The organism is Alloalcanivorax balearicus MACL04 (genome assembly GCF_025532145.1).
In the GTDB taxonomy this organism is placed as follows: Bacteria; Pseudomonadota; Gammaproteobacteria; order Pseudomonadales; family Alcanivoracaceae; genus Alloalcanivorax; species Alloalcanivorax balearicus.
This window is the reverse complement of record NZ_ARXS01000036.1, coordinates 1-25,707: the sequence shown is the minus strand read 5'-3', so window position 1 is coordinate 25,707 and position 25,707 is coordinate 1. Positions and strand designations below refer to the sequence as shown.

Here is a 25,707-nt window from a genome sequence, read left to right as displayed (position 1 = left end):
CATCGCTACCGGTTGCCCTGAACGCCGCTGACGGCTTACGGTTGAGGCTCGCGAGGGCCGAGAGCCCGCTGGCAAACAATAGAATGGGAAGAATCATGAGCGAGGCACGGGAGTTTGATCTGATTGTATTCGGCGCCAGTGGTTTCACTGGCCGCCTGGTGGCGGAGTACGTACAGGAGCGCTATGGCACAGACGGTGGGCTGCGCTGGGCCCTGGCCGGCCGCAACGAAAGCAAGCTGGAACAGATACGCGACGAACTCGGCATTGATCCCGGCGTGGCGATCCTCAAGGCCGACGTCACCGACGCCGACAGCCTGCGCGCCCTGGCGCGGCGGACCCGGCTGGTGCTGACCACCGTCGGGCCTTATCAGCTCTATGGCGAGCCCCTGGTGGCCGCCTGTGCCGGCGCCGGTACCGACTACGTGGATCTGTGCGGCGAAGTGGCGTGGATGCGTCAGATGGTCGATAAGTACCAGGAGCAGGCGCAAAGCAGCGGCGCCCGCATCGTTTTCTCCTGCGGCTTCGACTCCATCCCGTTCGACCTCGGCGTCTGGTTCCTGCAGGAACAGGCGCGGGCCAAACTGGGCGCTCCGCTGCCCCGCGTCAAGGGACGGGTACGGCGAATGAAGGGCACGTTCTCCGGCGGCACCGCCGCCAGCCTGCAGGCCACCCTGGCCGCGGCGCGGGACGCGGAAGTCCGTAAGCTGCTGGTGAACCCGTTCGCGCTGACCCCGGGCTTCGAAGGCCCGAAGCAGCCTCCGGCCGCCGAGATCGAGTATGACCAAACCCTCGGCAGTTGGGCGGCGCCTTTCATCATGGCGGCCATCAATACCCGCAACGTGCACCGCTCCAACTTCCTGCTCGGTCATCCCTACGGCGAGGACTTCGTCTACGATGAGATGATCCTCACCGGCCCCGGCGACAAAGGCGAGGCCACCGCCCAGGCCGTCGCCAACGATCGTTCCCTGACCGGTGACAAAGCGCCCAAGCCCGGCGAGGGACCGGGCAAGGAGGAGCGGGAAAACGGTTTCTACGATGTACTGTTCCTGGGTGAAACCGCCGACGACCGGACCCTCGCCGCTAGCGTCTCCGGTGACAAGGATCCCGGTTACGGTTCCACCTCGCGCATGATCACCGAGAGCGCCCTGTGTCTGCTGCGGGATGCCACCGACACCCCCGGTGGCATCTGGACCACGGCGCCGGCCATGGGAGACAAACTGATCCGGCGCCTGGAACAGAACGCCGGATTGCGCTTCGCCCTGGAAGACTGATCGCCCACGGCACGGACAGGAAGCACGGGAAGCACGGAAAGACCCATGCTTCCCGGCTCAGTCGTCGAACTGGTAAAGACGGGCGGGATTGTCGGCCAGCACCTGTTTTCTGATCGACAGGTCCGGAACCAGGCGCAGAAACTCATTGACCAGATCCCCATCGTCCGGGATTGGCCCTGGAAGTTGCACGTGAGGCCAATCCGTCCCGAACAGGCAACGGTCCGCCCGAGCCTCCAGCAGCGTGGAGAAGAACGGGTCCACATCGTGAAACGGCGCGCGCTCCAGGGCGGTAATGCGGTTCGGTCCGGTGAGTTTGACCCAGGTGCGCCCACCTTGCAGCAACTCCAGAAGAGCCCGGAATCCGGGATGTTCGATTCCCCGGTGGGTGGGAATATGGCCCATGTGGTCGACCACGCTGTCGGTGGGCAGACGGTCCAGGCGCTCGACCAGCCGTTCGAACCGCGACACGTCCACCAGGAACTGAACATGCCATCCCAGCCCGGCGATTCGCCGGGACAGCAGTTCAACGTCCGCGAACGTCAGGCCGCCGGGAAATACCAGATTGACACGCACGCCGCGAACCCCGGCCTCATGCATACGCTCAAGCTCGGCGTCGCTGATGCGGTTATCCACCACGGCGATGCCACGCCATTGGATATCATCGTCAGCGCGCCTGCGGGCCAGGGCGTCCAGCATGCGCCGGTTATCGGTGCCGTAAACGCTGGGCTGCACCAGCACCGCACGCTGAAAACCCAGGGTGTGCAACAGACCCCGATAGGCGTCCTCGGAAGCATCCGGCGGTGTGTAACTGCGGTTGGGCTGATACGGGTACTGACTTTGCGGGCCAAACAGATGGGCGTGGGTATCACACGCCCCCCGGGGCAAGGCGCTTGCCGGCTTGCTCGGCGCCGGGTGAGGTCCCGGGATCGTCGGCTCACTGATCCCGGACGTCGGTTTCTGATTCACGGTCATACCATCTCTATCCTGCTAGCCCAACAGGCCCGGAAGCCAAAGCGTCACCGCCGGAACATAGGCGGTCAGTGCCACCACGCCAATGAGGACCAGGAAGAACGGCCAGAGATTGCGGGCCACTTTCTCGATACTCAAACCGCTGATGGTGGAGGCGACGAACAGGGAATACCCCAGCGGCGGGGTGATCATGCCCACGGCGAAATTGATCACCACCATGGCGCCCAGTTGAACCGGATCCAGCCCCACCTGGGTACCCACCGCGGTCAGAACTCCGCTGAGGATGACCATCGCGGACACGGTGTCCATGACCGCGCCCAGTACCAGTAACATGATGTTCAGCAACAGCAGGATCAGGAACGGGTTCGATGTAATACTCAGCAGTACTTGCGTGACCTGCGAGGGAATCTGCTCACTGGCGATGATCCAGGCAAAGCCGTAAGCGACCACGATAATGAACATGATCACCGTGGTGGTACGCATCGACTTTATGAACAACGGGATCAGCGATTTCCATTGCAGATCCTTATAGATGAAAAGGCCAATGACAAGGCTGTACAACGCACCCACCATGGCCGCCTCGGTGGGGGTAAACACACTCCCATAAATACCTCCGAGGATCACCACCGGCGCCAACAACGCCCATATCCCTTCACGTATCGCCGCCAGAATCTCCCGGACACCGGGGCGCTTCTCCCTGGCGATACCCAGGCGCCGGGCATAGAGATAACTGACAACGCAGAACCCCGCCGCCGCGATCAAGCCGGGAACCACCCCCGCCAGAAACAGCTTGGAGATCGACTCTTCCGCCAGCACCCCCCAGATAATCATGGGAATGGAGGGCGGGATCATCTGCCCCAGCGGTCCGATGGAAGTGGACAACGCCGCGCCGTAGCCCCGTGAGTAACCGCGCTTTTCCAGTTCGTCGATCATCACCGATCCCACCGCGGCGGTGGTGGCCGGCGCGGATCCGGTAATGGCACCAAAAAACGTACCCGCCGCCACAGTGGACATGGAAAGCCCACCGGTTAAATGGCCGAAACAGACCGAGGCCACCCTGACCAGGCGTTTGGACAGCCCACCCGCGCTCATCAGATCCCCCACCAGAATGAAACCGGGAATCGCCAACAGGCTGGTGATGGTGCTCCCCGCGATCAGGCGCTGGGCCAGGATCATCGGATTGTAGTCGGCCATCCAGATACCCACGGCGGTGAGCAGGCCCAGGGTGAAGGCGATGGGAACCCCCAGCAGCAGCAGGACGAACAGCCCGACGATCAGAACAACACCAATCTCACTCATCGACGGCGCCTCCGTGCTCACCAAGCGACCCGGGGCGGAACAGCAACACCAAGGCATGGAAGACGATCAAGGCGCCACTCGCCGGCACCGCCGCACCTTGCAACCACAAGGGATAACGCAGCGCCGGCGAGACCTGGTGCGCGGTGAAGGCGGTGAACTGCCAGCCGGCCCACAACATCAACCCGCCGAACAGCAGAATCAGTATCACACTGCCCCGCTCAAGCGCTTGCTTGAGCAAGCCGGGCAAGGCGTCCACCACAATGGAGACGCGCACGTGTCCGAACTCCCGCGTCAGTACGCTGGCGAACAAAAACACTGTCCAACTGAACGCCAGCAGCGCGATCTCATCACTCCAGGACAGCGAAGAATTCAGCACATAGCGGCAGAACACCCCGGCCAGCAGGGCCAGAGTCATGATCAACGCGCTGGCCGCGCCAAGCGCGGCCGTCACGGCGGCAAGGTATTTGCTGCCTGCTTCGAGATATCTATACATACCGGTATCCGTTAAGGAACGAGGCTCCGAGAGCGGGTTGGAGCCCTATGCCACACCGTTATTCCGTGACCAGTTCCATGGCGCGATCAACCAGGTCTTCGCCGATGCGTGGACGATATTCTTCATAGACCGGCCGCACCTCGTCGCGAAAGGCGCCGGTATCGGCAATCCCGGTAACCGCCATGCCCTTCGCCTTGATCTTCTCGATCAGCACCTGCTCGTTCTTCGCCACCTCGGCGCGTTGCCGCTCGATGGCTTTCCGCGCGGCGGTACGCACCGCCTCCTGCTGTTCGGATGACAGACGGGAGAACGCCTGCTTGGACATCAGCAGCGGCAAGGCGTTATAGGTGTGATTGGTCAGCGAAAGGTACTTCACCACGTCGGCGTACTTGTTGGCGTAAATCACCGCCAGCGGAATCTCGAGACCGTCCACCGTGCCTTGCTGCACCGCCATGTAGGCGTCGCTCCAGGCCATGGGGACCGGATTGGCGCCCAGGGCACGGAAGCTGGCGATAAACAGATCGCTCGGCTGCACGCGCAACTTCACGCCCTGCAAATCGCCCGGCGCCTGCACCGGCCGCTTATTGTTGATGACATGGCGGAAACCGGCTTCGCCGAAGCCCAGGCCGATCAGACCCTGCTTCTCCAATCGGGCGAACAGCTCCTGCCCCACCTCGCCATCCAGTACCTCGTGGGCCTGGGCCCGGTCCTTGAACAGGAAAGGCAAGTCAAGGAGCTGGAAGCTCTTGTCCAGGGTGCCCAGTTGAGTACCGGTGATAACGCCGGCATCCAGCGTGCCGAATTGCATCCCTTGCAGCATGTCCGTGTCGTTACCCAACTGGTTGTTGGGGAAGAACTTGATCTCGAATTGTCCCGGCGCCGCGGCTTCCAGTTCTTCCTGGAAGTAGTGGGCGGCGATGGCATAGGGGTCCACTTCGCTGTCGGCGGTGGTCCAGCCCAAGCGGATCACGGTGGCAGCCTGAGCCACGCTCACCGCGGCCAGGGTCGCCGCCAAAATGGCGGCGGGCATCAACGTTTTGACGGATCGGAGTAAGGACGTCATCACGGCATTCCTGTTTGTTTTGATGGGGTTGATGGCGTGGGGGCAGGCGAGGCGAAAAGCGCCCCGCCAAACTTGTCCTACAAGTTGATCATAATTTTACCAGTGCTGTAAAGTCAGTCATCACACTCCGTATCAAGGCCAGTAATCTCCGGTCCAGGCCCGGAACCGGCCCGTACATGGAGCGGCAAGCTCTCCGGAGAGGTACTATTACCGCTGCCGCTTAGCCAACGCCGTTTGCATCGAACAGGATGAGCCCTATGAAACAAGCTGCTTCTGCGGGACGCAGCCAGCTTTCCGTCAAGATTTCCCGCCATCTGGAAGCGGAGATTTCCGCCGGCCGCCTCAAGCCCGGTGACCGCATTCCCAGTGAGTCCCAACTGACGGCACGGTTCGGTGTCGGCCGCAACGTGGTCCGGGAGGCGATAGCGCGGCTCAAATCGGAAGGTCTGGTGGAGAGTCATCAGGGCCTGGGCGCCTTCGTATCCAACAAAGCCCATCGCAACAGCTTTCGCATCGACCACGATGAACTGAGCCATCTGCCCAAACTCCGCCAGCTCTATGAGTTGCGTCTTGATCTCGAAGTTTCCGCCGCCGGCATGGCTGCCCGCCGTCGTTCCCGCAGCCAGCTTGCGGCGATCCAGGCCGCCCTGTCCGCGTTACGCGACGCCCTTGCCAACGGTCAGGGCATGGTCGAGAGCAGCCTGGCTTTCAAACGCGCCATCGCCGATGCCACCGGCAACGAGTACTTCAAGAACTTCGTGCTGTTTCTGACCGCCCATATCTTTGAGGCCGCTTCTTTCGAACGGCGCATCGCCACTTCCGGAGCGCTGCGCGAAACCGTGCTGACCGAGTACGAGTCGATCCTCGAGGCGATCACCGTGGGCGACCCGGACCTCGCCCGCCGCGCCGCCTGGACCCAGATCATCAATTCCGCCGAGCGCAACGGACTTCGTGGTCTGCAGGGCTGGGAAGTGACCCGCATGACCTCACTCGGCGAAACCTACGCCCCACCCTGCGCGCCGCCGGTAACGAGCTGCAGCGCCCCATCGTTACCGCTTCCCGACGGTGCCTGCGATTGCCACTTCCACATCATCGGTGACGCGGCGGTCCGCCCTTTCACACCGCATCGTTCCTATACGCCGCCGCCCGCGTCACTGGACGACTACCGGAAAATGCAGGGCACGCTGGGGCTGAACCGGGGGGTTATCGTGCAACCCAGCGTCTACGGCTACGACAACCGGGTGGCTCTGGAAGCCCTGCGTCAAGGTGGCGACAACTATCGCGGCGTGGTGGTGATCAGTGACCAGACCAGTGAACAGGAATTGCGGGAAATGGACGCCCTCGGGGTGCGTGGCGTGCGCGTCAATCTGATCTACAAGAGCGGTGTCGAGGTCTCGGACGTGACCAGTCTGGCACGCAAGGTGGCGCCACTGGGCTGGCATCTGCAGTTGCTGATCGACATCTCGGAATTCGCCGATCTCTACGACACCGTGGCCAACCTGCCGGTGGAGGTGGTGATCGATCACATGGGACACATGCCGGCCAGCATCGGTGTGAAGCATCCGGGATTCCGCGACTTGCTGCGCCTGGCCCGGGACGGCAAGGCGTGGGTGAAATTATCCGGCGCTTACCGCTTCACCAACCAGCCGGACACGCCCTACTCCGACGTCACGCCCTATGCCAAGGCGCTGATCAAAGCCAATCCCGATCAGATCCTGTGGGCCAGCGACTGGCCCCACGTGTGTATTTCCGTGCCAATGCCGGACGACACCACCCTGCTGGAAGAATTCTTCCAATGGACCGGGCATGACGAGACCATCATCCGCAAGATTTTGGTCGACAATCCCGCCCGCCTTTACGGTTTTTAAACGGGCTCCTCGGCGGCCTTCCGGGCGCCAGCGACATCAACCGCTGGCACATAAGGGACTACGAAGCCGCTGTAGGAGCTTGCCTGCAAGCGAATCTTGAGACCCGGATGCCCATTCGCTTGCAGGCAAGCTCCTACAGCGGCTTCGTAGCGACCTTCGGATTTATGTCTCCAAACAGGCTTGAGACTTAACGTCACAGCGATTGTGGGATACCAGCGGCCAGAAGAACACCTGCGCTTGCCGGCTACCTCGAAGCGGAGCCGCGTTAGGCCTTTGCGGGACCCTGCTTCACGGCGTTCCCGCAAAGGCCTAACGCGGCTTCGCTGCCCTCGATGGAGGGATCGCCAAACCCCGAGGAGCACTTATAACTCCGGCGGTATCCGGTCAAACCACGGTTCGGCCCGTTCCAATTGTGCCGCCAGGGACAACAACTTGCCTTCGTCGCCATGGCCGCCGACAAACTGCACGCCCAGCGGCAGGCCGTTGTCACACCAGTGCAGCGGTACCGACATGGCCGGCACGCCGGTAACATTGGCCAGCTGCGTGAACGGCGTGTACTTCAGATTTTCCCGCGCCATCTGCTCCACCAGCCCGGTCTTCATCAGCAGCTTTTGCGCACCGGTTTTCAGCACCAGCTTCAGCGCCGCCTGCTGCAAGGGCGGCGTCGCCATGGCACCGATGCGCGCCGGCGGCATGGCCAGGGTCGGCGTCATCAGAAAGTCATACCCCTGAAGGAACGCCATCAACTGACGCGTGTAGGTTTGCCAGCGCTGATAGCACTGCAGATAATCCGGCGCGCTCAGGCTGCGCCCGAACGCCGCCATCGCCAGGGTATCCAATTCAAAGCCGTCATCACCGGCGCCGGTAAGCCGGCGCATCTCCTTGACGCTGTCGGCGCACTTGGCGAACCAGACCATCAGCCAGTCCATGCTCATGGCCATGACATCAATTTCCGGCTCCGCTTCTTCCACCCGGTGGCCGAGGGATTCCAGCAAACGGGCCGCCTTCTCCACCGCCTTCACCGCCTCGGGGTCCACTTCTGTACCGATGGGCGAGCGGTTGGTGAAGGCGATACGCAAAGTCCCCGGATCACGTTCGGTCTCCTCCCGGTAAGGCCGCGCGGGGGGCGCCAGCGGATACAGGCTGGCCAGTTCGTCTCCGGCCACCGCATCCAGCAATACCGCGCAATCGCGGACCGAACGGGTCACTGCATGATTCACTGACAGTCCGTGCAGCGCTTCACCGAAATCCGGTCCCCAGGGCGTGCGCCCACGGCCGGGCTTGAGCCCGAACAGGCCACAGCAGGCCGCCGGAATGCGGATACTGCCGCCGCCATCGTTGGCGCCGGCGAAGGGCACCACCCCGGCGGCCACCAAGGACGCCGAACCGCCGGAAGAGCCACCCGGGGTGTGATCGGGATTCCAGGGGTTGCGGCAGGGGCCGAACGAATCCGGTTCGGTAATCCCCTTGGCGCCAAACTCCGGCGTATTGGTGCGCCCGAACAGCACCAGACCGGCCTGGCGCCAGCGCTTCACCAGCTCCGAATCATGGGGAGCCCGGAAGCCCATGTTCTTGAGCGCCTTGTTACCCATGTAACAGGGCGCTCCAGCCATCTCCTGGAACAGGTCCTTGGCCAGCATGGGCACCCCCGCCAACGGTCCGGAGAGCGGTCCCGCCGCCGTGCGCCGGCCTTCCTCGTAAAGCGGAACGACCAGGCCGTTGAGTCTGGGATTCACCTGTTCCACCCGGGTGATGGCCAGTTCCAGCAGTTCCGCCGCGCTGACTTCCCCCGAAGCCACCAGTCCGGCCAGCGCAACGCCATCCAACTTACGGTATTCGTCGAAATTCATGATGGTATCCTTGTTCTCTGAAGTCCGCGGCCCATTGCCGTGCCGCCCCGAAGCCCGCTTGCCATCCTACACGGCGGCGACCGGTCCGCGCGGGCTCACTTTGCGCCAAACTGCGTTACCAGGAGGAGAGGATGAAAGCTGTCGGTTTCGACCGCCCCCGAGCTATTGAAGACTTGCACGCGTTACAGGATATCGAGCTGGACACCCCGGCTCCCGGCCCCCGCGATCTGCTGATCGCGGTGGAAGCGGTATCGGTAAACCCCGTGGACACCAAGGTGCGCCAGCGGCCACTGGCCGAACCCGGCTTCCGGGTGCTCGGTTATGACGCCGCCGGCCGGGTGCAGGCGGTGGGTGACCAGGTTCAGGGTTTCAAGCCCGGCGACCGGGTCTGGTATGCCGGCGCCATGCAACGCCAGGGTAGCAACGCCCAGTTCCAATGCGTTGATGAAAGGCTGGTGGCGCACAAACCCGACAGTCTGGGCATGCAAGAAGCCGCCGCCTTGCCGCTGACCACGCTAACGGTCTGGGAAGCCCTGGAAGACCAGCTCGGTCTGACCCCGGACACCGCCAAGGGCAAGACCTTGCTGGTGGTGGGCGGCGCCGGAGGGGTCGGTTCCATCGGCATTCAACTGGCCGCCCGCCATTTTGGTATGACGGTGATCGCCACCGCCGGCCGCGACGAATCCGCCCGCTGGTGTCAGTCCATGGGCGCCGCCCACACCATCGATTACCGCCAGGGGCTGGTGGAACCGGTAAAAGCCCTCGGTATCGACGGCGTGGACGCCGTTCTGCTGGCCCAGGAACCGGATCCGTACTGGGCCGAAGCCTGCGATCTGGTCAAACCGCTGGGCGGCATCGTTACCATTGTCGACGCCCGCGGTCCCTTGGACCTGAACGCGCTGAAGCCTAAAAGCGCCCGCTTCGCCTGGGAATTCATGTTTACCCGGGCCCTGTTCGGCGTGGATATGGAGCGCCAGGGGGAGATTCTGTCCCAGGCCGCCAAACTGGTGGATGAAGGCATACTGCAAACCACCCTGGGCGAGTCCCTGGGCCCGATCAACGCCGCCAACCTGAAGCAGGCGCACCGCCGTATCGAGGATGGCCGGACCATCGGCAAACTGGTTCTGGCCGGCTGGGAGAACTAAGCGGACATCAGCACCAGCCCGAATTCCGCCAGCCGCTCCCGCGCCCGATCATGCATGGCCGCGGCCGCCGACGAGGACCAGTCGATAACGATTGATTTGGCGTCCGGCTGCGGGCAGCTCACCCTGGCGCCGGTATCCAGCTCGGCGATCAATTGCCCGGCCCGGTAGCTCACCGCCTTTTGCCGCAATTGATAACGCGCCACCTTGCCCAACGGTGTCACCGGCATCGAGGGCAATACGAACACATGGCGAGGGCGGGCCTGTGGCACGGCGATACGATCACGCACGAAGGCATCGATGCTTTCGACACTGCGCTCATCCGCCCCGGCTCGCAGTGTTACGTACAGCACCGGCAGTTCTCCGGCATACTGATCCGGCATCGCCACCACGGCCGCCTCCAGCACCGCCGGGTGTTCTTCCGCCACCTGCTCCAGCATTTGCGGATCAATGTTATGGCCACTGCGGATAATCACTTCCTTGGTGCGGCCGACAATCCGCAACTGCCCATCATCGGTGACCGTCACCAGATCCCCGGACGGAATCCAGCCATTGTGGGGCCGGTCCTGTGTACCCGTGGCGGTACGATAGCCGACGAAGACATTGGGACCCCGGACCCACAGCTCGCCTCGCTGGCCCGCCCGGAGCGGCCGGCCCGGCTCTTCAATAGCCACTTCCACCAACGGCACCGGGTGTCCGGCCAGCGGCGGCCGGAACATCCCGTCGATGAACTGGGCAGTAACGATACCGGCGGACTCGGTCATGCCGTAAAGCTGATACACCGGGGCGCCGCTGATGGTTTCCAGACGCCGGGCCAACTGCGGATTGAGCGCCGAACCACCGGTGAGAAAGGCTCTCAGGGAAGCGCATCGTTGCTGTTGGCGGGGGGCGTCGGCCAGGGTCGAAAGCGTGGTCGGCACGCCGCCCACCAGCGTCACCTCCAACGCGTCCAGCATGGACCAGAAACGCCGGATCACCGCCGGATTCTTTAACCCCAGGGCAGTGGGCAGCACCAGCGTGGCACCGGCGGCGATGATCGCCAGCACAGCGTCAACTGAACTGCCCACATGGAACAGGGGCAGGCCGTTCAGGAGGCGGTCGCCCTGACTGTAACCGCACCCGGCACAGGTCATCACGCCGCCGGCGGCCAGATTGCCCAGGGTCAGTTCCGCCAGTTTCGGCGCGTAGGTGGTCCCACCGGTGTGCAGCAGAGCGGCCACCCGCTCCGGATCATCGTCCGCGGCCAGAGCGGCATCCCCCGCCTTCGCCACGAACGCCGGCCAGGGCTCCCCGTCGAACGTCGCTTTCTCCGCATCTCCCAACGGCAAGACCACCACATGGGGCGGTCGCGGCAGACTCGCGGCGGCGGCGCTGATCCGTTCGCTCAAATCCGACTCCGCATGGGATCCCACGGTGATCACCACTTTGCAGCGGGCCAGCGCCAGTTGGGAGGCGATCGCCTGTTCCGACATCAGCAGATTCACCGGAAACGCCACCCCCACCGCACAAGCAGCGATCAAGGCCGATACCGCCTCCGGCACCAGGGGCAGAAACATCGCCACGCCATCTTCCGGGGTAACCCCGCTGGCGCGCAGCGCGCGGGCCACCGCCTCGGTCTCGGCCAGCAATTGAGCATAACTGACCGTCACCCGGTGGCCGCTATCGGCATCGCACAGATACACCAGGGCCGGATGATCCGGATAGCGCACCGCGGCCTGACGCAGCAAGCGCAGCGGCGTTGGCGCCCGCTCCAGACAGGCCCGAACCGCACTACTGGTGTTCGCGATAGCTGGTTCCATCATCACATCCTGTTATTTTCACGCTCCCTTGGCGCATGCCGCATTCCCATCAAACCGGAACGCGAGCATCCGCGTCTTCCTTCAATTCCAGGTGGCAACCCGGCCTTCAAGCGAGTAAGTAAGACGATTGGATTTCATGGGATAATATTCCCCGGCCACATATTACTTGTTACCCAAAAGTGGAATCGATGAAAGATGATGTAACTCCCCAGGGACGACCGTCAATCCCCTCGCTCACCAAACTGGCGGAATTGACCCCCAGAACACTGGTCCTGGATATGCTCGCCGTGGCCGCGGACACCGCGCTGACCTCGGTGGCGCTGGCCCAGGGTGGCGACATCATGGGGTTCAAGGCCGGCGCCATTCGCGTGGCGGTGAGCCGCCTGTCCACGCAGGGCGCCATCATCAGCCCCCAACGCGGCAGCTGGCAATTGGCGGAAAACGCCCCCTGGGCCCGGGAACAGGGCCGCTGGCAGGGTCTGAGCGAGTTGCTGTGTCCCTGGAGAGAGAACTGGTGGGTGGCGGTCACCCACCAGGTATCGCGTTCCAACCGCAGCGGCTGGCGGGAACATGAGAGGGCCCTTCGGCAAAGGGGGTTCGCCGAGGTGCAACGGGATCTGTTCGCCCGCCCCGCCAACCTGTCACTGGCCTTTTCCGCCCTGCGGCAGGAACTGCGGGCCTTGGGCATGGCCCCGCAAACCGTGCTGCTGCGGGCCGATCAGTTGTCGGTCACCCCCAGGCCCGGTTTGTGGGATTTTCGGCGCCGCCACACCCTGCTCGAGAAGGTCCGTGATGAAATGTGTCGGCTGCTCGACCAGGCCCCCGCCGGCACCGCCCCCGACAAAGTCCTGTGCGCGCGTTTTTTGCGCGTGGGCCGGGCCGCCACCAAGATCCTCAACACCGACCCGTTATTGCCGGAAGAATGGACCGGTCCGTCGCCGCGTGACGAGGTAATCCGCCTGTTGCCGCACTTCATCAGCACCGGCCGCACGCTGTGGTTTCGTTACATGGGCATCGAGTAGTTGTTGGTCAGGTGCCGATCTCGCCGCCGTCGTCGCGTGTGATCAGCACCGTGGTGGAACGGGGACGGGTACGGCCATCGCTGGCCGGATAGCTGATCCCCGGATGCTGTACGTTGACCCACAAGGTCCGCCCGTCCGGCGTACCGGTAATGCCGGTGATTTCGCACCCCCGTGGCCCGACCAGAAAACGACGCACCTCGCCGTTGTCCGGGTCCGCGCACAACAGCTGATTGGTTCCCATGGCCCGGTGGTCCGGGCTTTCGTCGTCGTAATCGGTCTCGATCCAGAGGCGCCCCGCCGGATCGAACCAGAGGCCATCCGGCGAAGAGAACACGTCGCCCTGGATGGTACCCCACTGATGGGCCGGCGCCTCGCCGCCGGCGGGGTAACCCGCCAATAAAAACAGCGCCCAATCAAAAACCGTGGCGGCGGGATCATTGTCCCGTTCCCGCCAGCGCAGAATCTGTCCGTGCAGGTTCCTGGGCCTGGGATTGGCGGCGTTCACCGGTTGCCCGTCATCGACACCACGCTCATCGTTATTGGTCAGCGTAACGTAAACCTCTCGGCTGCCGGGCCGCACCGCCACCCATTCGGGCCGGTCCATGCGGGTAGCGCCGAGCAGATCCGCGGCGCCGCGCGCGTTGATCAGCACGGCCGCCTGATCCGGGAAGCCATTGGCGGCGTTGAGCGGCCCCTGACCGTGCCGTAAGGGCCGCCATTCACCTCGGCCGTCATCATGGAATACCGCCACGTACAAAGTGCCGTGATCCAGCAGCTCCCGGTTGGCGCCGGGATCATCCGCGCGGTAACGATCACGGGGCACGAATTTGTAGATGTACTCACCGCGGGTGTCATCCCCGAAGTAAAACGCCATGCGCCCGTCATCGGCCAGCGAAGGCGTGGCGCATTCGCGCACCAGCCGTCCCATGGCGGTACGCTTCACCGGTGTGCTGTCCGGGTCGAAGGGATCGATTTCCACCACCCAGCCGAACCGGTTCGGTTCATTGACCTCCCCCTGGTGAGGCAGGGAACGGTCCGGTGTGGCATCGAAGCGGGATTGCGCGGTTTCCCATAAATAATAGTTACTGCGCTCGCCCTGACTGAGCCGGTAGCGGGCCTGTTGCGGACGCCGCTGATAATCCTCCGCGTCCCGATTGACGAAGTAATTCGGCCAGTTTTCTTCACAGGCCAGGTAAGTACCCCAGGGGGTGTAGCCCAGCGCGCAATTGGCGAACGTGCCAATTACCCGGCGCCCGGTGGGATCCGAGGCGGTGCGCATGGCTTCGGACCCCGCCGCCGGACCGCTCAGTATCATCGGCGTCAAACCGCTGATGCGACGGTTATAGGAAGACGTCATGATTCGCCGCCACTGGCCGTCGCGGTCCTTGGCGATCTCGATGACGCTGACACCGTGGGCGGCCAGCTCCTTATTCACTTCCTCGCCGGGCCGGCGCGGCCTGCCCTGTTCGTCATGCAGCACCGTGGCACCCCGTGGATGCAGAAAATCCGTCGCCACTTTTTCATGATTGATCACCAGCAAGCCGTGCCCGTTGGGATTATCCGCAAACGGGAAATAGTGCATCCCGTCATGGTTATCTCCGGCCTGCCGCAGTTGATCACGCCAGTCGTTACCGGCGTCCGCGCGCCACCGTGGCGCCTCGGCATCAATCGGATCCCCCCAGCTGTAGAAAGGCACCGCGCGATATCCCGCCGGCACCCGCACCGCGTCAAAGCCGGGATCGGTTTGCGCCGGCAGCGGCGTGAATCCGATGCGTGGCCGCGCGCCACCGGTCACCGCGCAGCCTCCGACAAAGACCGCCGCCAACCCCAGGCCACCCTTGAGCACACCGCGCCGGGTCAGGCTGAGCCAGTGGCCCTCGCTACTCCGGAGCACCGGGTGATCGTCCTGTGCTTCCCAGTCCTCGGGATCGGTTCGCCATTCCCCGCTCACGGCCGCGCCTCCCTGGTCAGGTTCAACGCCTCACGTACCGCTGACCAGGGCACGTACTTGAAATTCTGCGGCGCCTGCGGCAACCGGTTGCGCCCATCCTGAACCACCAGCAGCCCTTCTCCGTAAGCACCACCCAGGTTGGCGGAAGTCACTTCCAGACCATCGGTTTCCGACACCCCGTCCACACCGCGCCGCGAATCCAAAGCAATGCGGAATCGTCCCCGGTAGGTATAAGGCGGCAGGGCATCCAACACCACATAGCTGTCGTTACCCTGACTGGAAATCACCAGATAACGGTGGCGCTCGCCGGCGTAAATCGCCAGCCCTTCGATATCCGCCACCAGTTTCTCACCCACCGCCATGACCTTGGCCAGCGTGCCCGGTGATTCGGGATCGGCCGGCAGTGTCCACACCGCCTGATCTTCCTCGCCGACAAACAACTGGCCGGTCACCTCATCGGCCACGCACCCTTCCGGCTGGCTGTCCACCCGGAAACGCCGCGCCAGAGTCGCCGAGGGCGCCTCGCCGGTGAGGTTCAGGCGATACTGCTCAAACTCGCCATTTTTTCCGTTGGCGATGGCATGCAACTCATCGGCACCGGCTTGATAAAGACATAAACCGTAAATGTCCTTGAGCGTGGTTTCGATTTCACCGGCGTTGGAGACGTTGCCTTCGGTGTCGATACGAAACACCTGGAGGCTGTCATGATCCCGGTTGCTGGCCACCGCCCAGTCACCGCGCACGTCCACATTGTTGAGCCGCCCCACGGGCAGAAACTGCCGGGTTCGGCCGAGCAGATCGTAAACGTACAAACCCGCTTTTTTGTCGGTACCGAGCACACGGCCGCGCTCCGGCTTTTCCGGGTGCAACCAGATCGCCGGATCATCCGCGGCGTCACCGAAACGGGCCACCGGATCGGTTTGTGCCACCGCGTGCACCACCGCCATATCCGTGTCGCCGAACGTTGGGTTCGCCGCCCGCCAGGGCAGCGTCATGGTCTGAGCGGCGCTTCCTTCGTCGTCCAGCACCACCAGAGTCAGCTCTCCGTCTCGCCAGAGCGCCGCCAGTTTTTCCGGTTCTTTCTGAGCCGGCACCGTTACCGCCGCTCCCACCGGTTCGCCGTCGCGATACAGGTGCAAGGTCCCGGCATCCTTGTCCAGCACCGCCAGCCCATCCGGAATCACCGCCAGACCGGCGGCACCCTGCTGTAACCCGCCTCGGGGCGCCACCATATCCACCACCCGGCGTTCGGCATCCCGCTCGGCATCGGCGGCATAACGCCAGACACCAACTCGCTCCTCACTGACGTAGAGGTCGCCATCGTCGTCGTTCACCCGGCAGGCCTGAACCTCCGGCGGCAATACCAAATGGCGCAGCGACGACGCCGCCCCCTCACCGATCAACCACTGGTCGGCACCGCCCCGCTCATCCAGCAGAAACACCGACAACAGACCATCCCGGTCCTGATACAGACAGAGACCAGCCACTTCATAATCCGGAGCAGGAATGGTACTGCCTGCCATGACCTGACCATCGCGGATGGTCAGGACCCGTACTTCATTGCTGCTCTGCTCCACCAACGCCAGGCGCCAGTCTCCCGAAGCGACAACACGGCCATCCAGATGCTGATAGCCCTGGGAGACGGTTGACTGCCGTTCGCCATTGATCCAGAGCCCGCCCCGTTGATCCAGCGCCGCCCACTGCGTGGTGCCCGGTGCGTACCAAAGATCCAGGAATCGCCGCTCCGGTTCCCAGCTCCTCCACGCGGATTCCGCCACGCTATCCATGGCGCAGCCCGCTAATCCCAGACCACCGCAGAGCAATATCGCAAGCCGTCGTTTCATTCCCATCAGTTTCATTCAACGGCTCCTCAGTAATGCTTCAGGGACAGGCCCAGTTTGTAGGTGGCACCGTACTCTTCATACTGCGCGTTGTAGCGTTCCCTGCCGGTGTAGGCATAGAAGGGTTCGTCGGTGAGGTTGATCGCCTCGAAGGTCAGTTGCAGCTGTTCCGTCAGGAAATAATGGCCGGTGAAATCCAGTTGAACGTGATCGTCCACGTGAATGTCGTAGCGCTTGTCCAAAGGATCCTGCACTTCCTGAAGATAGTTTCCGGTGTAGTTGGCGGCCAGCCGCAGGCTGAGCTTGCGGGTCTCGTAACCCACCATCAGATTGGCGGTGAGGTCCGACTGGCTCGGCAAGGCGATGGTGCGATCCCGGTATCCCCCGGCATCCTCATCATAAGAACGAATGCGTGCCTCGGAATCGACCAGAGTGGTGTTGGCACCGATCAGCAGGCCATTGAACGGCGCCGGCAGACCACTGAAGGTTTTCGAATAGGCCAACTCCAGACCGTATAAAGAGGCGCTGTTGCCATTTTCGAACGTCTCCGCCTCGTCGTACATCTCGTAACCGCTGGCGCCGCCCACATCGGTGCGATAAACGAAATTCTTCAGATCCTTATAGAACAGGAACGCGGAGACCACGCCGGCGCGCCCCATGTAATGCTCGATGCCCAGATCGTAGTTGTCCGCTTCCAGGGACTTGAGCCCCGGATTACCGAAACTGGCCTCGTCACCGTCGATTTCATAACCCGGCGATAATTGCTCGAAGGTGGGTCGCACTACACTCTGGGTGAACGCCGCCCGGATCTGCGTATCCGGCCCCACCCGGTAACGCAGATGCAGCGCCGGCAACCAGTGCTGTTCATCCTCGTTGAAGCGATTGGCGACGATATCACCATCTTCCACGCCGTACCCTCGGGCGGAAAAGTCGGTGCTCTGGTACCGCACCCCACCCAGCACGCGCAGATCCCCCACGTCCACGGTGCCCATCACATAAGCCGCCCGGCTGTCCTCGGAGATGTCGTAGTCCTCGATGGCGGACGCCTCGTCGTCCCGCTCGCCAGATCCACTGAGTAGATTGTCCACGCTGGTATCGATGCCCGATCCCATCTCACCCAGCCCATAGTCCACGTCCTTGGCAAAATCCGACAGATTGCCATCGGGCTCGTAGATCCAGGTTTCGGCGTCGGACTCCTTGTCCCGGCGGGCCACCTTGCCGCCGAACTTGAGGGTGGCAAAGTGCTGGTTCCACATCAGATCACGGGTGAAATCCAGCTTCAGGTCGGTTTGGCGATCCTTGGTGTCACTCTGGGCGACCTCCACTTCGTCCAGTTCATACAAGGCATCGTCGAAAAAACCGGACGGGAAAACCGGGCGGGGTTTATGACTACCGTAATAGCCGCCATCGTCGAACTCGGCGGCAAACACGGCGCCACCGGTATGGCGGGGCTCGTCCTCGCTGGCCCGACTGTGACCGATACGGTACTCCATGGCCCAGTCATCCCAGCGTTGCTCACCGCCGAACACCACCGAGGTGATCTTCTGGGTTTCCTCGCGGTTCTTCAGCTCTTTCTGTACTTCCACGGCGCCGGTTTCGTTGGGCGCCATGGCTTCTTCGAAGCCGAACACGTTGGCCTGACGGATTTCCTCATCCCGGAAACGACTGTGCAGGGTACGCAAGTAATAGCGGCTGTTGTCGTTGGGCAGGTAATCGAAGTTCAACGCCAGACCGAGCCGCTCCCGGGTGATGGTGTAATCCCGCTGTTCGAATTCCTCCAGCCGCGCATCACCGTCATCAAAGTCCCAGCCGCCACCGGTTTCCACGTTGTCGGAGCCGAAGTCACGCTCGGACCAGCTGAATGCCGCCGCGACGCCAAAGTTGTCTTCTCCGGAACCGATACTGAAACGATTACTGAAAGCGGCGGATAGTTCCGGGCTGGTTTCATCCATCAGCTCGTTGTAACTGCCCTTTCCGGTCACCGAATAGTAAAGGCCGGGGCGGTCGAAAGCGGACAGGCTTCGCACCTGTACCGTCCCGCCGAGGGAATTGGCGTCCATGTCCGGCGTCAGGGTCTTCACCACGGTGAGCGATTCCAGCAGATCCGCCGGCACCACATCCAGAGCCACCGCCCGGCGCCCCGCCTCCGGCGCCGGAATCTGTACGCCATCCACATCCACCGCGTTGTAATCCGGCGCCAGGCCACGCACCCGCACGAAGCGGCCCTCGCCCTGGTCCCGTTCGATGGAAACACCGGGCAGGCGTTGCAGTGACTCGGACACATTGGTGTCCGGCAATTGACCGATGGCATCGGCGCTCACCGTGGTCTGGATGTTGTCGGCCGCCCGCTGGCTGGCCAGCGCCTCTTCCACACTGGCGCTTTGGCCGACCACTTCCACCGCCTGCAGACGGTGGCTCTCCACGCTCTCTTCAGCGCCGGCGCCTTGCGCCAGGGCACCGATCACCGAGGCCAGTAACGTACGTTTCAAAACAGGTGTATTCAGTTGATAGCGGGTCATGTGTCCCCCAAGGCAGTCAGCAACGTCATCCGCGTTGCACGGAACCTAGGCAGAGGCCATGTCACTTCCGTTACACCCCGTGGCCAGCCCCCTGGTTATCAGGGCTTTGAGCGGCATTTCCGGCCCGCGTTGAGCCGATCACACCCTCCCGTCCGGACGATTTACCGGCATTGACGCCGTCTCAGGCTCGGTCCAGCACGGCGAAAACACCGATGCCGTGAGCTGATCCGACCCCCTGCGTCGACGGCACCGATCCTGTCACGCCGATGCAATGCCCACGGCGTAGGAAGGGTAGGAGTTCAAAAAGGAGTAATGACGGATGTGGGGATTCGCACTACATCGATGGAAGTGGTTCGGTCTACTGACCATCGCCTCGGCGATTCTGGCGCTCAATACATTGACCGGCACCCTGAAACCGATGGCCGAGGTGGTCTGGCTGGATATCGCCGGCGAAGGCGGCGCCGCCCTGCTGGTTCTGATCTGGCTGGCCCTGATGCTCAACAGCCGGCCCGCCGGCCGTGTCACCAACCTTCTGGCACTGGGGCTCAGCGGTATTTTCGTGGCCTACTGGCAGGACGTCATGGACGAGGTCATTCAACTGCCGGCCACCATAGTCTGGGACCACTGGCTGGAATCCGGAGCCATGCCGGTGGGCATGTTGCTGCTGACACTGGGTCTGTATCACTGGCACAAGGAGCAACAGGCGATCTGCGATCAGCTGCGTAAGCGGGAAAAGCTGTTCCGGGAGCACCGGGATTTTGATCGTCTGACCCCGCTCACCCGGGCCGGTTATCTGCGCGAACATCTGGCCCTCGCTTCCCGCTGTGCCGCCCCCCCGGTTCTGTTGATGATGGAATTGCCGGACTTCGATGCCCACCGCCGCCATCTCGGCGAGCGGGACAGCCAACGGCTATTGCAGGAAGTAGCCGAATTGCTGTTGCTGAACCTGCGCCGCAACGACTTGCTGTGCCGCTACGCCGGCCACCGTTTCGCCGCGTTACTGACCGATATCGACGCCAGGCAGGCGTTGGATCTGGCGCGGGAACTGGAGCAAGCGGTAGCGGCTTTCGCTTTCAAGAGCGCTCAGGGCGGCACTCACTATTCACGGCTGGTGACGGCCATCACCGAAGCCGGCGCGGACACCCCCGAGGCCTGGCTGGAGCGCGCCAACCGGGATCTGGATGAAGTCCGCCGGCGGCGGGCGACGAACGTCGCGGCCTGATCATGCGCGGCGGCTCTCACCACCATATCGGTTATCAGCGGGACGACCGTTTCATCCCCTGTCACCATCACCCGGCGCTGTTGCTGGAGATGGTGCGCGAACCGGGGCTGGACGATCACAAGGCGCTCAGACATACCGGCCTGTTTCCCGAAGATCTTCTGAATACCAACGCGCGTTTGTCGCCGCGCCACTACCTGCAACTGGTGCATAACATTCGCCGCCTGCACCCGGATCCCGAGCTCGGCTTCCGCTATGGGCAGACACTGCTTCCCGGCCACTATGGCGCGATCAGCACGCTGCTCGGCAACGCCGCCCATCTGGATCAGGCGCTCATCACCCTGGAGGATTATCAGCCTCTGATCACACCACTACTGGCGCCCCGCATCATCCGTACTGGCGAATATTGTTGCGTGCAGTGGCTGGACAGCTGTGGCGCGGGGAATGAGTACCGGTTTCTGGTGGAGAGCATGATGTCAGCCCTGGCCTCGGTGACCCGCTGGCTCAGCGGCGGCCCGTTGCCGTGGACCTTCCAATTCAGCTACCCGCAACCGGACTATCCGGAACACTATCAGGTCTACCTCGGCGCCCAGCTGTACTTCGAAGCGCAAATGGATGCCATGCTGATTCCCGCCCACTATCTGAATCAGCCCTGGCCCAGGGGCTCGCACACCGCGCGGGCGGTTTCCGAGCAACAATGCCACCAACAACAGTTGGCCCTGGGATGCGACACCAGTCTGGTTCACCAACTCTATCTGGCGCTGATCGAGCGCATCCGCGAGCCGCCGTCCCTGGATACCGCCGCGCGGGAACTGGGCCTGAGTCCGGCCACGTTAAAACGCAAACTCAAACACCATGGCACTCACTTTCAGGACCTGCTGGATCGGGCGCGCAAGCATACCGCTCTGCATCTTTTGCAGTTTTATGGCTACAGCGGTGAACAGGTTGCGCGCTATTTGCGCTTCAACGACAACACCAATTTCCGCCGCTCGTTCAAACGCTGGACCGGCCTCACCCCACGTGCCTGTCAACAGCTGGTGGACCGCGCCATGACCACGCTGAAACCGCTATAGTGCCGTATCCAGGCAATCCGTCGGCGCCTCCCCCAGTTGCAGGGTACGCAGACAAAGCACCGGTTTTATGGCGAATGTGCGCCGCCACAACATCGACCACATTCCATCACGGATTCTGACATCGCTCAGACGAGTGCTTGGCAAAGGCTGCCAGTCATGACCGTCGAATGCCGCCAGCACAAAACGGAACGGATGCGCGCCCGGAACCCCAAGGCGGACGTCCGTCACCACCAGTTGCTCCTGCTCGCGCTGATAATCCAGCAGACCACCGGTAAACCAGGCCAGCCGCCGCGCTTCCGGCAGCCCGGCGGCGACCGCCTCAAGCTCCCGATGACGCGGAAACCGTTCCAGCGTCATGCTGCCTGGGTGATCCAATACACCGGTGACCATTTCCAGGCGCTGATCATCGGTCAGCGCGGTGGCCCGCCAAAGCAGTGTCGAGAATGGCATGGGCTGCACCAGCAACCGTTGCGGCGTGACGCCGATACCGGCCAGTTCGGCACGCACCCGCTGCGTCATCCACTGCTGGGCGGCCAGACTCCAGATCAGATAGGCGCTGGACAAGGTCAACCCCAATACCAATGCCCGCCGCGACGGCGGCCGCCACAGCGCCACCAGCACCGCCAATAGCAATGGCAGGGTGTATAACGGGTCGATGATGAACACACTGCTCAACGCCACCGGTTCACCAAGGGGCCACCACAATTGGGTACCGTAGGTGGTGAAGGCATCCAGTAAGGGGTGGGTAAGCAACACCAGAGCGGTGAACGCCCACCAGCGTGCCGGCGACACATCACGCCAACGGCGAGACAACAGGATCGCCAGCAGCAGCGAAAAAGGCGTCAGCACCAGCAAGGAATGACTGAAGCCGCGATGCTCGGAAAAATTCGCCACCGCGCTGCCGTAATCGATCAACACATCCAGATCCGGCAAGGTCGCCAGCAGCGCCCCGCCGAGGATCGCGCCACGCGGAAAACGGCGTCCCAAAACGGTGCCACCCAGGGCTCCCCCCAGGACCGCCTGAGTCAGAGAATCCATTGCTTTTCCCTCCGCCATTGCCTTTTCCGGCTCGGACGGCCACGCCTATGAATCCCATAGTTTTGATACATAACGGCGATAACCCCATGAATTAATTTGAAAAAATCGTCAGGAACGATTTTTAACGTTGCTCCTGCGACGGCCCGAAGGGTGGCCGCCATGGACGGCGGCCATAATAAAAATCAGGCACTCAAACAGCGAAGCGGTAACGAAGGGCTTGCACCCGTGATCAGACCGTCAAAGAATGGGGAGCGCGCGTTTAATCCGCCCGTGCGAAGAACCGGATTATTGCGCCATGGCACAGGGAGAGGCCACCGCCAATCGACGATTGGCACGACCCCGGGGCGGCCGGAGCCGTGTAGTACTGCATCCGCCGTTCCCGGATGACGGTGACATCCGACAGGGAAACACGCTTCATCGTCGCACAATAGTCAGGGCAATGGGCAGCCAAGCTGTAGCCCGTGACCCATGCAGTTCATCACCCGAAGGGAGGCACTGTATGTTAGGTTCACGCAGCCGGGACGACACCACCCACACCGGTTCCCGCTCCATCGACGCGATCATTTCCGAGATCCTCGCCAACGCCGACATTCAGATCAATGGCCGGCGTCCCTGGGATCTGCATCTTCACCATCCCGATACTTTGTCCCGATTCGCCGCGCAACGTTCCCTCGGGCTCGGCGAGTCCTACATGGACGGCTGGTGGGACTGTGACGCCATCGATGAATTCATTACCCGCATCCTGCGCGCCGGCGCCGACGGCATCAGCCAGCCGCGCTGGATGGTGGCGGTACAGCTGGCGGGCTATGCGCTACGCAACCGGCAAAGCCTGCGCCGCTCCCGGCAGGTGGCGGAGAAACACTACGACCTGGACAACCACCTGTTTCAGCTGATGCTGGATCCGACCATGGCCTACAGTTGCGGCTACTGGAAGGACGCAGCCACCCTGCACGAAGCCCAGCAGGCCAAGCTTGATCTGATCTGCCGCAAACTGGAACTGGAACCGGGCATGACCCTGCTCGACATCGGTTGCGGCTGGGGTTCACTGGTGGAGCATGCCACCCGCCATTACGGCGTGCGCGCCCATGGCGTTACCGTCTCCAGCGAACAGGCGGACCTGGCCCGCGAGCGCTGCAAGGCACTGCCGGTTGAGATCATGCTCAAGGATTACCGCACCGTCACCGGGCACTACGATCGGGTAGTGTCGGTGGGTATGTTCGAGCACGTCGGGCGCCGCAACTATCACACCTTCATGAAAACCGCCGCCAACCTGCTCAAGGAGCGCGGCCTGATGCTACTGCACACCATTGGCAACAACCTCAGCAGCGCCGCCCATGATGCCTGGATCGACAAGTATATTTTCCCCAATGGCGAACTGCCCTCGATCAAACAGATCGCCCGCGCCGCCGAGCCCTTCTATGTAGTGGAGGATATGCAGAACTTCGGCCCCGACTACGCCAAGACCCTGAAAGCCTGGGACGCCAACTTCCAGGCCAACTGGGAGCAGCTCAAGGACCGCTACGACGATCGCTTCTTCCGCATGTGGCACTACTACCTGAATGTCTGCGCCGGCGGTTTCCGTGCCCGTCACATTCAGCTGTGGCAATGGGTGTTCAGCAAGCCCGGCCAGCGCTCCCGCACCTATCACGCCCCTCGTTGATGCTCTCCGCTCTGCGCTCTTCTCTGCTCGGGTGCCGCTGGCGCCCGGGCTGGGATATCGGCATAATTGCGCCCTGATTCGGAATCATTATCATTTAATACGCTCCGGGCGGACCTTCATGCAAGCGGATCCCCGCGACCATCTGTTCCAGCAACATGCGGCGGAACTCACCGGCTATCTGAACCGGCGTCTGCAGTCACCGGAGCTGGCCGCCGAGTTATGCCAGGAAGTGTATCTGCGCCTGCGCCGGGTGCCGCGCCATCAAGCGCTGGACAACCCTCGCGCCTTCCTGTTTCGCATCGCCCGCAACCTGCTCATCGATCACCTGCGCCAGCAAAACGGCCAACCCACCGCCATCACCCTGCAGGAGGCCGCCGAGGACCTGGAAAGCCCCGCCCCGAATCCGGAAACCGCCGCCAGCGACGCCCAGGTGCTCGACAGCCTGCGTGAAGCGCTCGGCGAATTGCCCCATCATGTGCGCCAGGCCCTGCTGTGGAACCGCCTGGAAGGGCTCACGCAAAAGGAGATCGCCGGCCGGCTCGGGGTATCCGAACGGATGGTCGGCAAGTATATTCTGCGCGCCCTCAACCATTGTCAGGCGCGCCTGGCCTGGCAAGCGCAAGGATGAGCCCGATGCCGGAACATCACCCTCCACCGTTGGATCAGGAAGCCAACCGCCGGCTCGCGCACCTGCATTCCGGTCGTGCCCGGGAGCAGGACCACCAGGACCTGGACTGCTGGCGCCGGCGCAGCCCGGCCCACGAGGCGGCCTACCAGCGCGCGCAAACCTTATGGAGGCACCTGGGCGCCCTCTCCTCCGACGGCGCGTCCCTCGATAACGGGGCGGAAATGGCCGCGCCAAGGCGTCAGCGCCGGCTCCTGCCGCTGGCGCTGGCCGCCGCCGTGGTGCTGGCCCTGGTGCTCCTCGGGCAGTCCCCATGGCGGCTGTGGCAGGCGGACCTGCGCACCGCCGCCGGCGAGCAGCTTTCCCGCGAACTGGCCGACGGCAGCCGCCTGGTTCTTAATGGCAACAGCGCCGCCAATTGGCACCTGGATGACGCCAACCGCCGCATAGAGCTGCTGCGCGGCGAGGCCTTGTTCCAGGTGGCCGCGGATCGCCAGCGGCCATTCACCGTCCAGGCCGGGGATGCCCGTATTCGCGTCACCGGGACCCGCTTCAATGTCGCCCGCGAGGGTGGTGACGTCCTGCTCACCGTCATCGAGGGACAGGTACTGGCCAGCGATCGACGGCACCGGGAAACCCTCAACCCCGGTCAGGCGGTACGCTGGAAAGACGGCGGGCTGCAGGATCCGGTCAGCGTCGACGCGGCGCGAGCCGAGGCCTGGACACGCGGGCGTCTGATCGTGCGCGATCTCCCCCTGGAGGAGGTGGCCCGCCGTCTGGAGCGCTACCAGGACACCCCGATCTGGGTACTCGGCGACGCCCGCCATCGGCGGGTCAGCGGTGTCTTCGACACCGGAGACCCGGAGGCCATGCTCACCGCGCTCGCCGCCAGCCTGTCGATCCATCAGTACCGGCTGCCGGGTCTGATCATTCTGCGCTGACGCCAGATCAGGTTCCGCCAATCGCGTCACAAGGCCACTGTGGGAGATTCTATGGTGCCCCGCA

Annotated in this window: 19 protein-coding genes; 9 read left to right on the top strand and 10 right to left on the bottom strand. The window is 63.1% G+C overall.

All coding sequences use genetic code 11. The annotated features are described in order from the left end of the window. Positions 1–95: 95 nt before the first annotated feature. Positions 96–1,271 (top strand): saccharopine dehydrogenase family protein, encoded by a 1,176-nt coding sequence (locus MA04_RS20045; RefSeq protein WP_163121961.1) that lies wholly within the window; start codon positions 96–98, stop codon positions 1,269–1,271. Positions 1,272–1,328: 57 nt separating this feature from the next. Here MA04_RS20045 and MA04_RS20040 read toward each other — a convergent pair whose 3' ends face one another. The 4 genes from MA04_RS20040 to MA04_RS20025 are packed head-to-tail and all read right to left on the bottom strand — an operon-like array spanning position 1,329 to position 5,095. Next, positions 1,329–2,243 (bottom strand): amidohydrolase family protein, encoded by a 915-nt coding sequence (locus MA04_RS20040; protein WP_240342657.1) that lies wholly within the window; start codon positions 2,241–2,243, stop codon positions 1,329–1,331. Positions 2,244–2,258: 15 nt separating this feature from the next. Next, positions 2,259–3,539 carry a TRAP transporter large permease gene (locus MA04_RS20035; RefSeq protein WP_163121963.1) on the bottom strand — a complete coding sequence of 427 codons (1,281 nt, stop codon included), beginning with the start codon at positions 3,537–3,539 and terminating at the stop codon, positions 2,259–2,261. Continuing rightward, complete coding sequence (locus MA04_RS20030; protein WP_262462455.1) at positions 3,532–4,032, bottom strand: TRAP transporter small permease; 501 nt, start codon at positions 4,030–4,032, stop codon at positions 3,532–3,534. The genes MA04_RS20035 and MA04_RS20030 overlap by 8 nt, the downstream gene beginning before the upstream one ends. A gap of 58 nt (positions 4,033–4,090) precedes the next feature. Continuing rightward, positions 4,091–5,095, bottom strand: coding sequence for a TRAP transporter substrate-binding protein (locus tag MA04_RS20025; protein ID WP_262462452.1), 1,005 nt, complete (start codon positions 5,093–5,095; stop codon positions 4,091–4,093). A gap of 257 nt (positions 5,096–5,352) precedes the next feature. On the opposite strand from MA04_RS20025, the gene MA04_RS20020 reads away from it, so the two are divergent. After that, on the top strand, positions 5,353–6,963 hold the full coding sequence (locus MA04_RS20020) for an amidohydrolase family protein (protein ID WP_262462450.1): 1,611 nt from the start codon (positions 5,353–5,355) through the stop codon (positions 6,961–6,963). 362 nt (positions 6,964–7,325) lie between these two features. Here MA04_RS20020 and MA04_RS20015 read toward each other — a convergent pair whose 3' ends face one another. After that, complete coding sequence (locus MA04_RS20015) at positions 7,326–8,813, bottom strand: amidase (RefSeq protein ID WP_262462448.1); 1,488 nt, start codon at positions 8,811–8,813, stop codon at positions 7,326–7,328. 131 nt (positions 8,814–8,944) lie between these two features. On the opposite strand from MA04_RS20015, the gene MA04_RS20010 reads away from it, so the two are divergent. Next, positions 8,945–9,958, top strand: coding sequence for a zinc-binding alcohol dehydrogenase family protein (locus MA04_RS20010; RefSeq protein ID WP_262462446.1), 1,014 nt, complete (start codon positions 8,945–8,947; stop codon positions 9,956–9,958). Here the strand turns inward: MA04_RS20010 and MA04_RS20005 are convergent. Then, on the bottom strand, positions 9,955–11,757 hold the full coding sequence (locus MA04_RS20005; protein ID WP_262462444.1) for an AMP-binding protein: 1,803 nt from the start codon (positions 11,755–11,757) through the stop codon (positions 9,955–9,957). The two genes, MA04_RS20010 and MA04_RS20005, sit on opposite strands and share 4 nt — an antisense overlap. Before the next feature lie 185 nt (positions 11,758–11,942). Between MA04_RS20005 and MA04_RS20000 the strand changes: the two genes are divergently transcribed. Continuing rightward, positions 11,943–12,776, top strand: coding sequence for a hypothetical protein (locus MA04_RS20000; protein ID WP_262462442.1), 834 nt, complete (start codon positions 11,943–11,945; stop codon positions 12,774–12,776). Between the two features lie 7 nt (positions 12,777–12,783). On the opposite strand, the gene MA04_RS19995 is transcribed toward MA04_RS20000, so the two are convergent. Genes MA04_RS19995 through MA04_RS19985 form a run of 3 tightly spaced genes read right to left on the bottom strand, consistent with a single transcriptional unit; the run spans position 12,784 to position 19,087 of the window. Next, the gene (locus MA04_RS19995; RefSeq protein ID WP_262462440.1) at positions 12,784–14,727 is read right to left on the bottom strand and encodes a PhoX family protein; all 1,944 of its coding nucleotides are present in this window, start codon (positions 14,725–14,727) and stop codon (positions 12,784–12,786) included. Further along, the gene (locus tag MA04_RS19990) at positions 14,724–16,586 is read right to left on the bottom strand and encodes a phytase (protein WP_262462438.1); all 1,863 of its coding nucleotides are present in this window, start codon (positions 16,584–16,586) and stop codon (positions 14,724–14,726) included. Before MA04_RS19990 ends, MA04_RS19995 begins: the two co-directional genes overlap by 4 nt. An 11-nt stretch (positions 16,587–16,597) precedes the next feature. Further along, a complete protein-coding gene (locus tag MA04_RS19985; protein WP_163121983.1) occupies positions 16,598–19,087 on the bottom strand; it encodes a TonB-dependent receptor in 2,490 nt (829 codons plus the stop codon). Between the two features lie 319 nt (positions 19,088–19,406). Here MA04_RS19985 and MA04_RS19980 point away from each other — a divergent pair, with 319 nt between their 5' ends. Both MA04_RS19980 and MA04_RS19975 read left to right on the top strand, forming a co-directional pair. Next, entirely contained in the window at positions 19,407–20,309 is a 903-nt protein-coding gene (locus MA04_RS19980) for a GGDEF domain-containing protein (RefSeq protein WP_163121985.1), read from the top strand. Positions 20,310–20,311: 2 nt separating this feature from the next. Beyond that, positions 20,312–21,379: an AraC family transcriptional regulator gene (locus tag MA04_RS19975; protein WP_262462435.1), complete on the top strand. Its 1,068-nt coding sequence runs from the start codon at positions 20,312–20,314 to the stop codon at positions 21,377–21,379. Here MA04_RS19975 and MA04_RS19970 read toward each other — a convergent pair. Continuing rightward, positions 21,374–22,417, bottom strand: a complete 1,044-nt coding sequence (locus MA04_RS19970; protein ID WP_055100483.1) for a metal-dependent hydrolase — start codon at positions 22,415–22,417, stop codon at positions 21,374–21,376. The genes MA04_RS19975 and MA04_RS19970 overlap by 6 nt on opposite strands. A gap of 499 nt (positions 22,418–22,916) precedes the next feature. Between MA04_RS19970 and cfa the strand changes: the two genes are divergently transcribed. The 3 genes from cfa to MA04_RS19955 all read left to right on the top strand — a co-directional run bounded on the left by cfa (position 22,917) and on the right by MA04_RS19955 (position 25,643). Continuing rightward, on the top strand, positions 22,917–24,077 hold the full coding sequence (gene cfa, locus MA04_RS19965) for a cyclopropane fatty acyl phospholipid synthase (RefSeq protein ID WP_262462433.1): 1,161 nt from the start codon (positions 22,917–22,919) through the stop codon (positions 24,075–24,077). Positions 24,078–24,195: 118 nt separating this feature from the next. Continuing rightward, on the top strand, positions 24,196–24,705 hold the full coding sequence (locus tag MA04_RS19960) for an RNA polymerase sigma factor (protein ID WP_233917386.1): 510 nt from the start codon (positions 24,196–24,198) through the stop codon (positions 24,703–24,705). A gap of 5 nt (positions 24,706–24,710) precedes the next feature. Continuing rightward, positions 24,711–25,643: a FecR family protein gene (locus tag MA04_RS19955; RefSeq protein WP_262462431.1), complete on the top strand. Its 933-nt coding sequence runs from the start codon at positions 24,711–24,713 to the stop codon at positions 25,641–25,643. Positions 25,644–25,707: the final 64 nt, after the last annotated feature.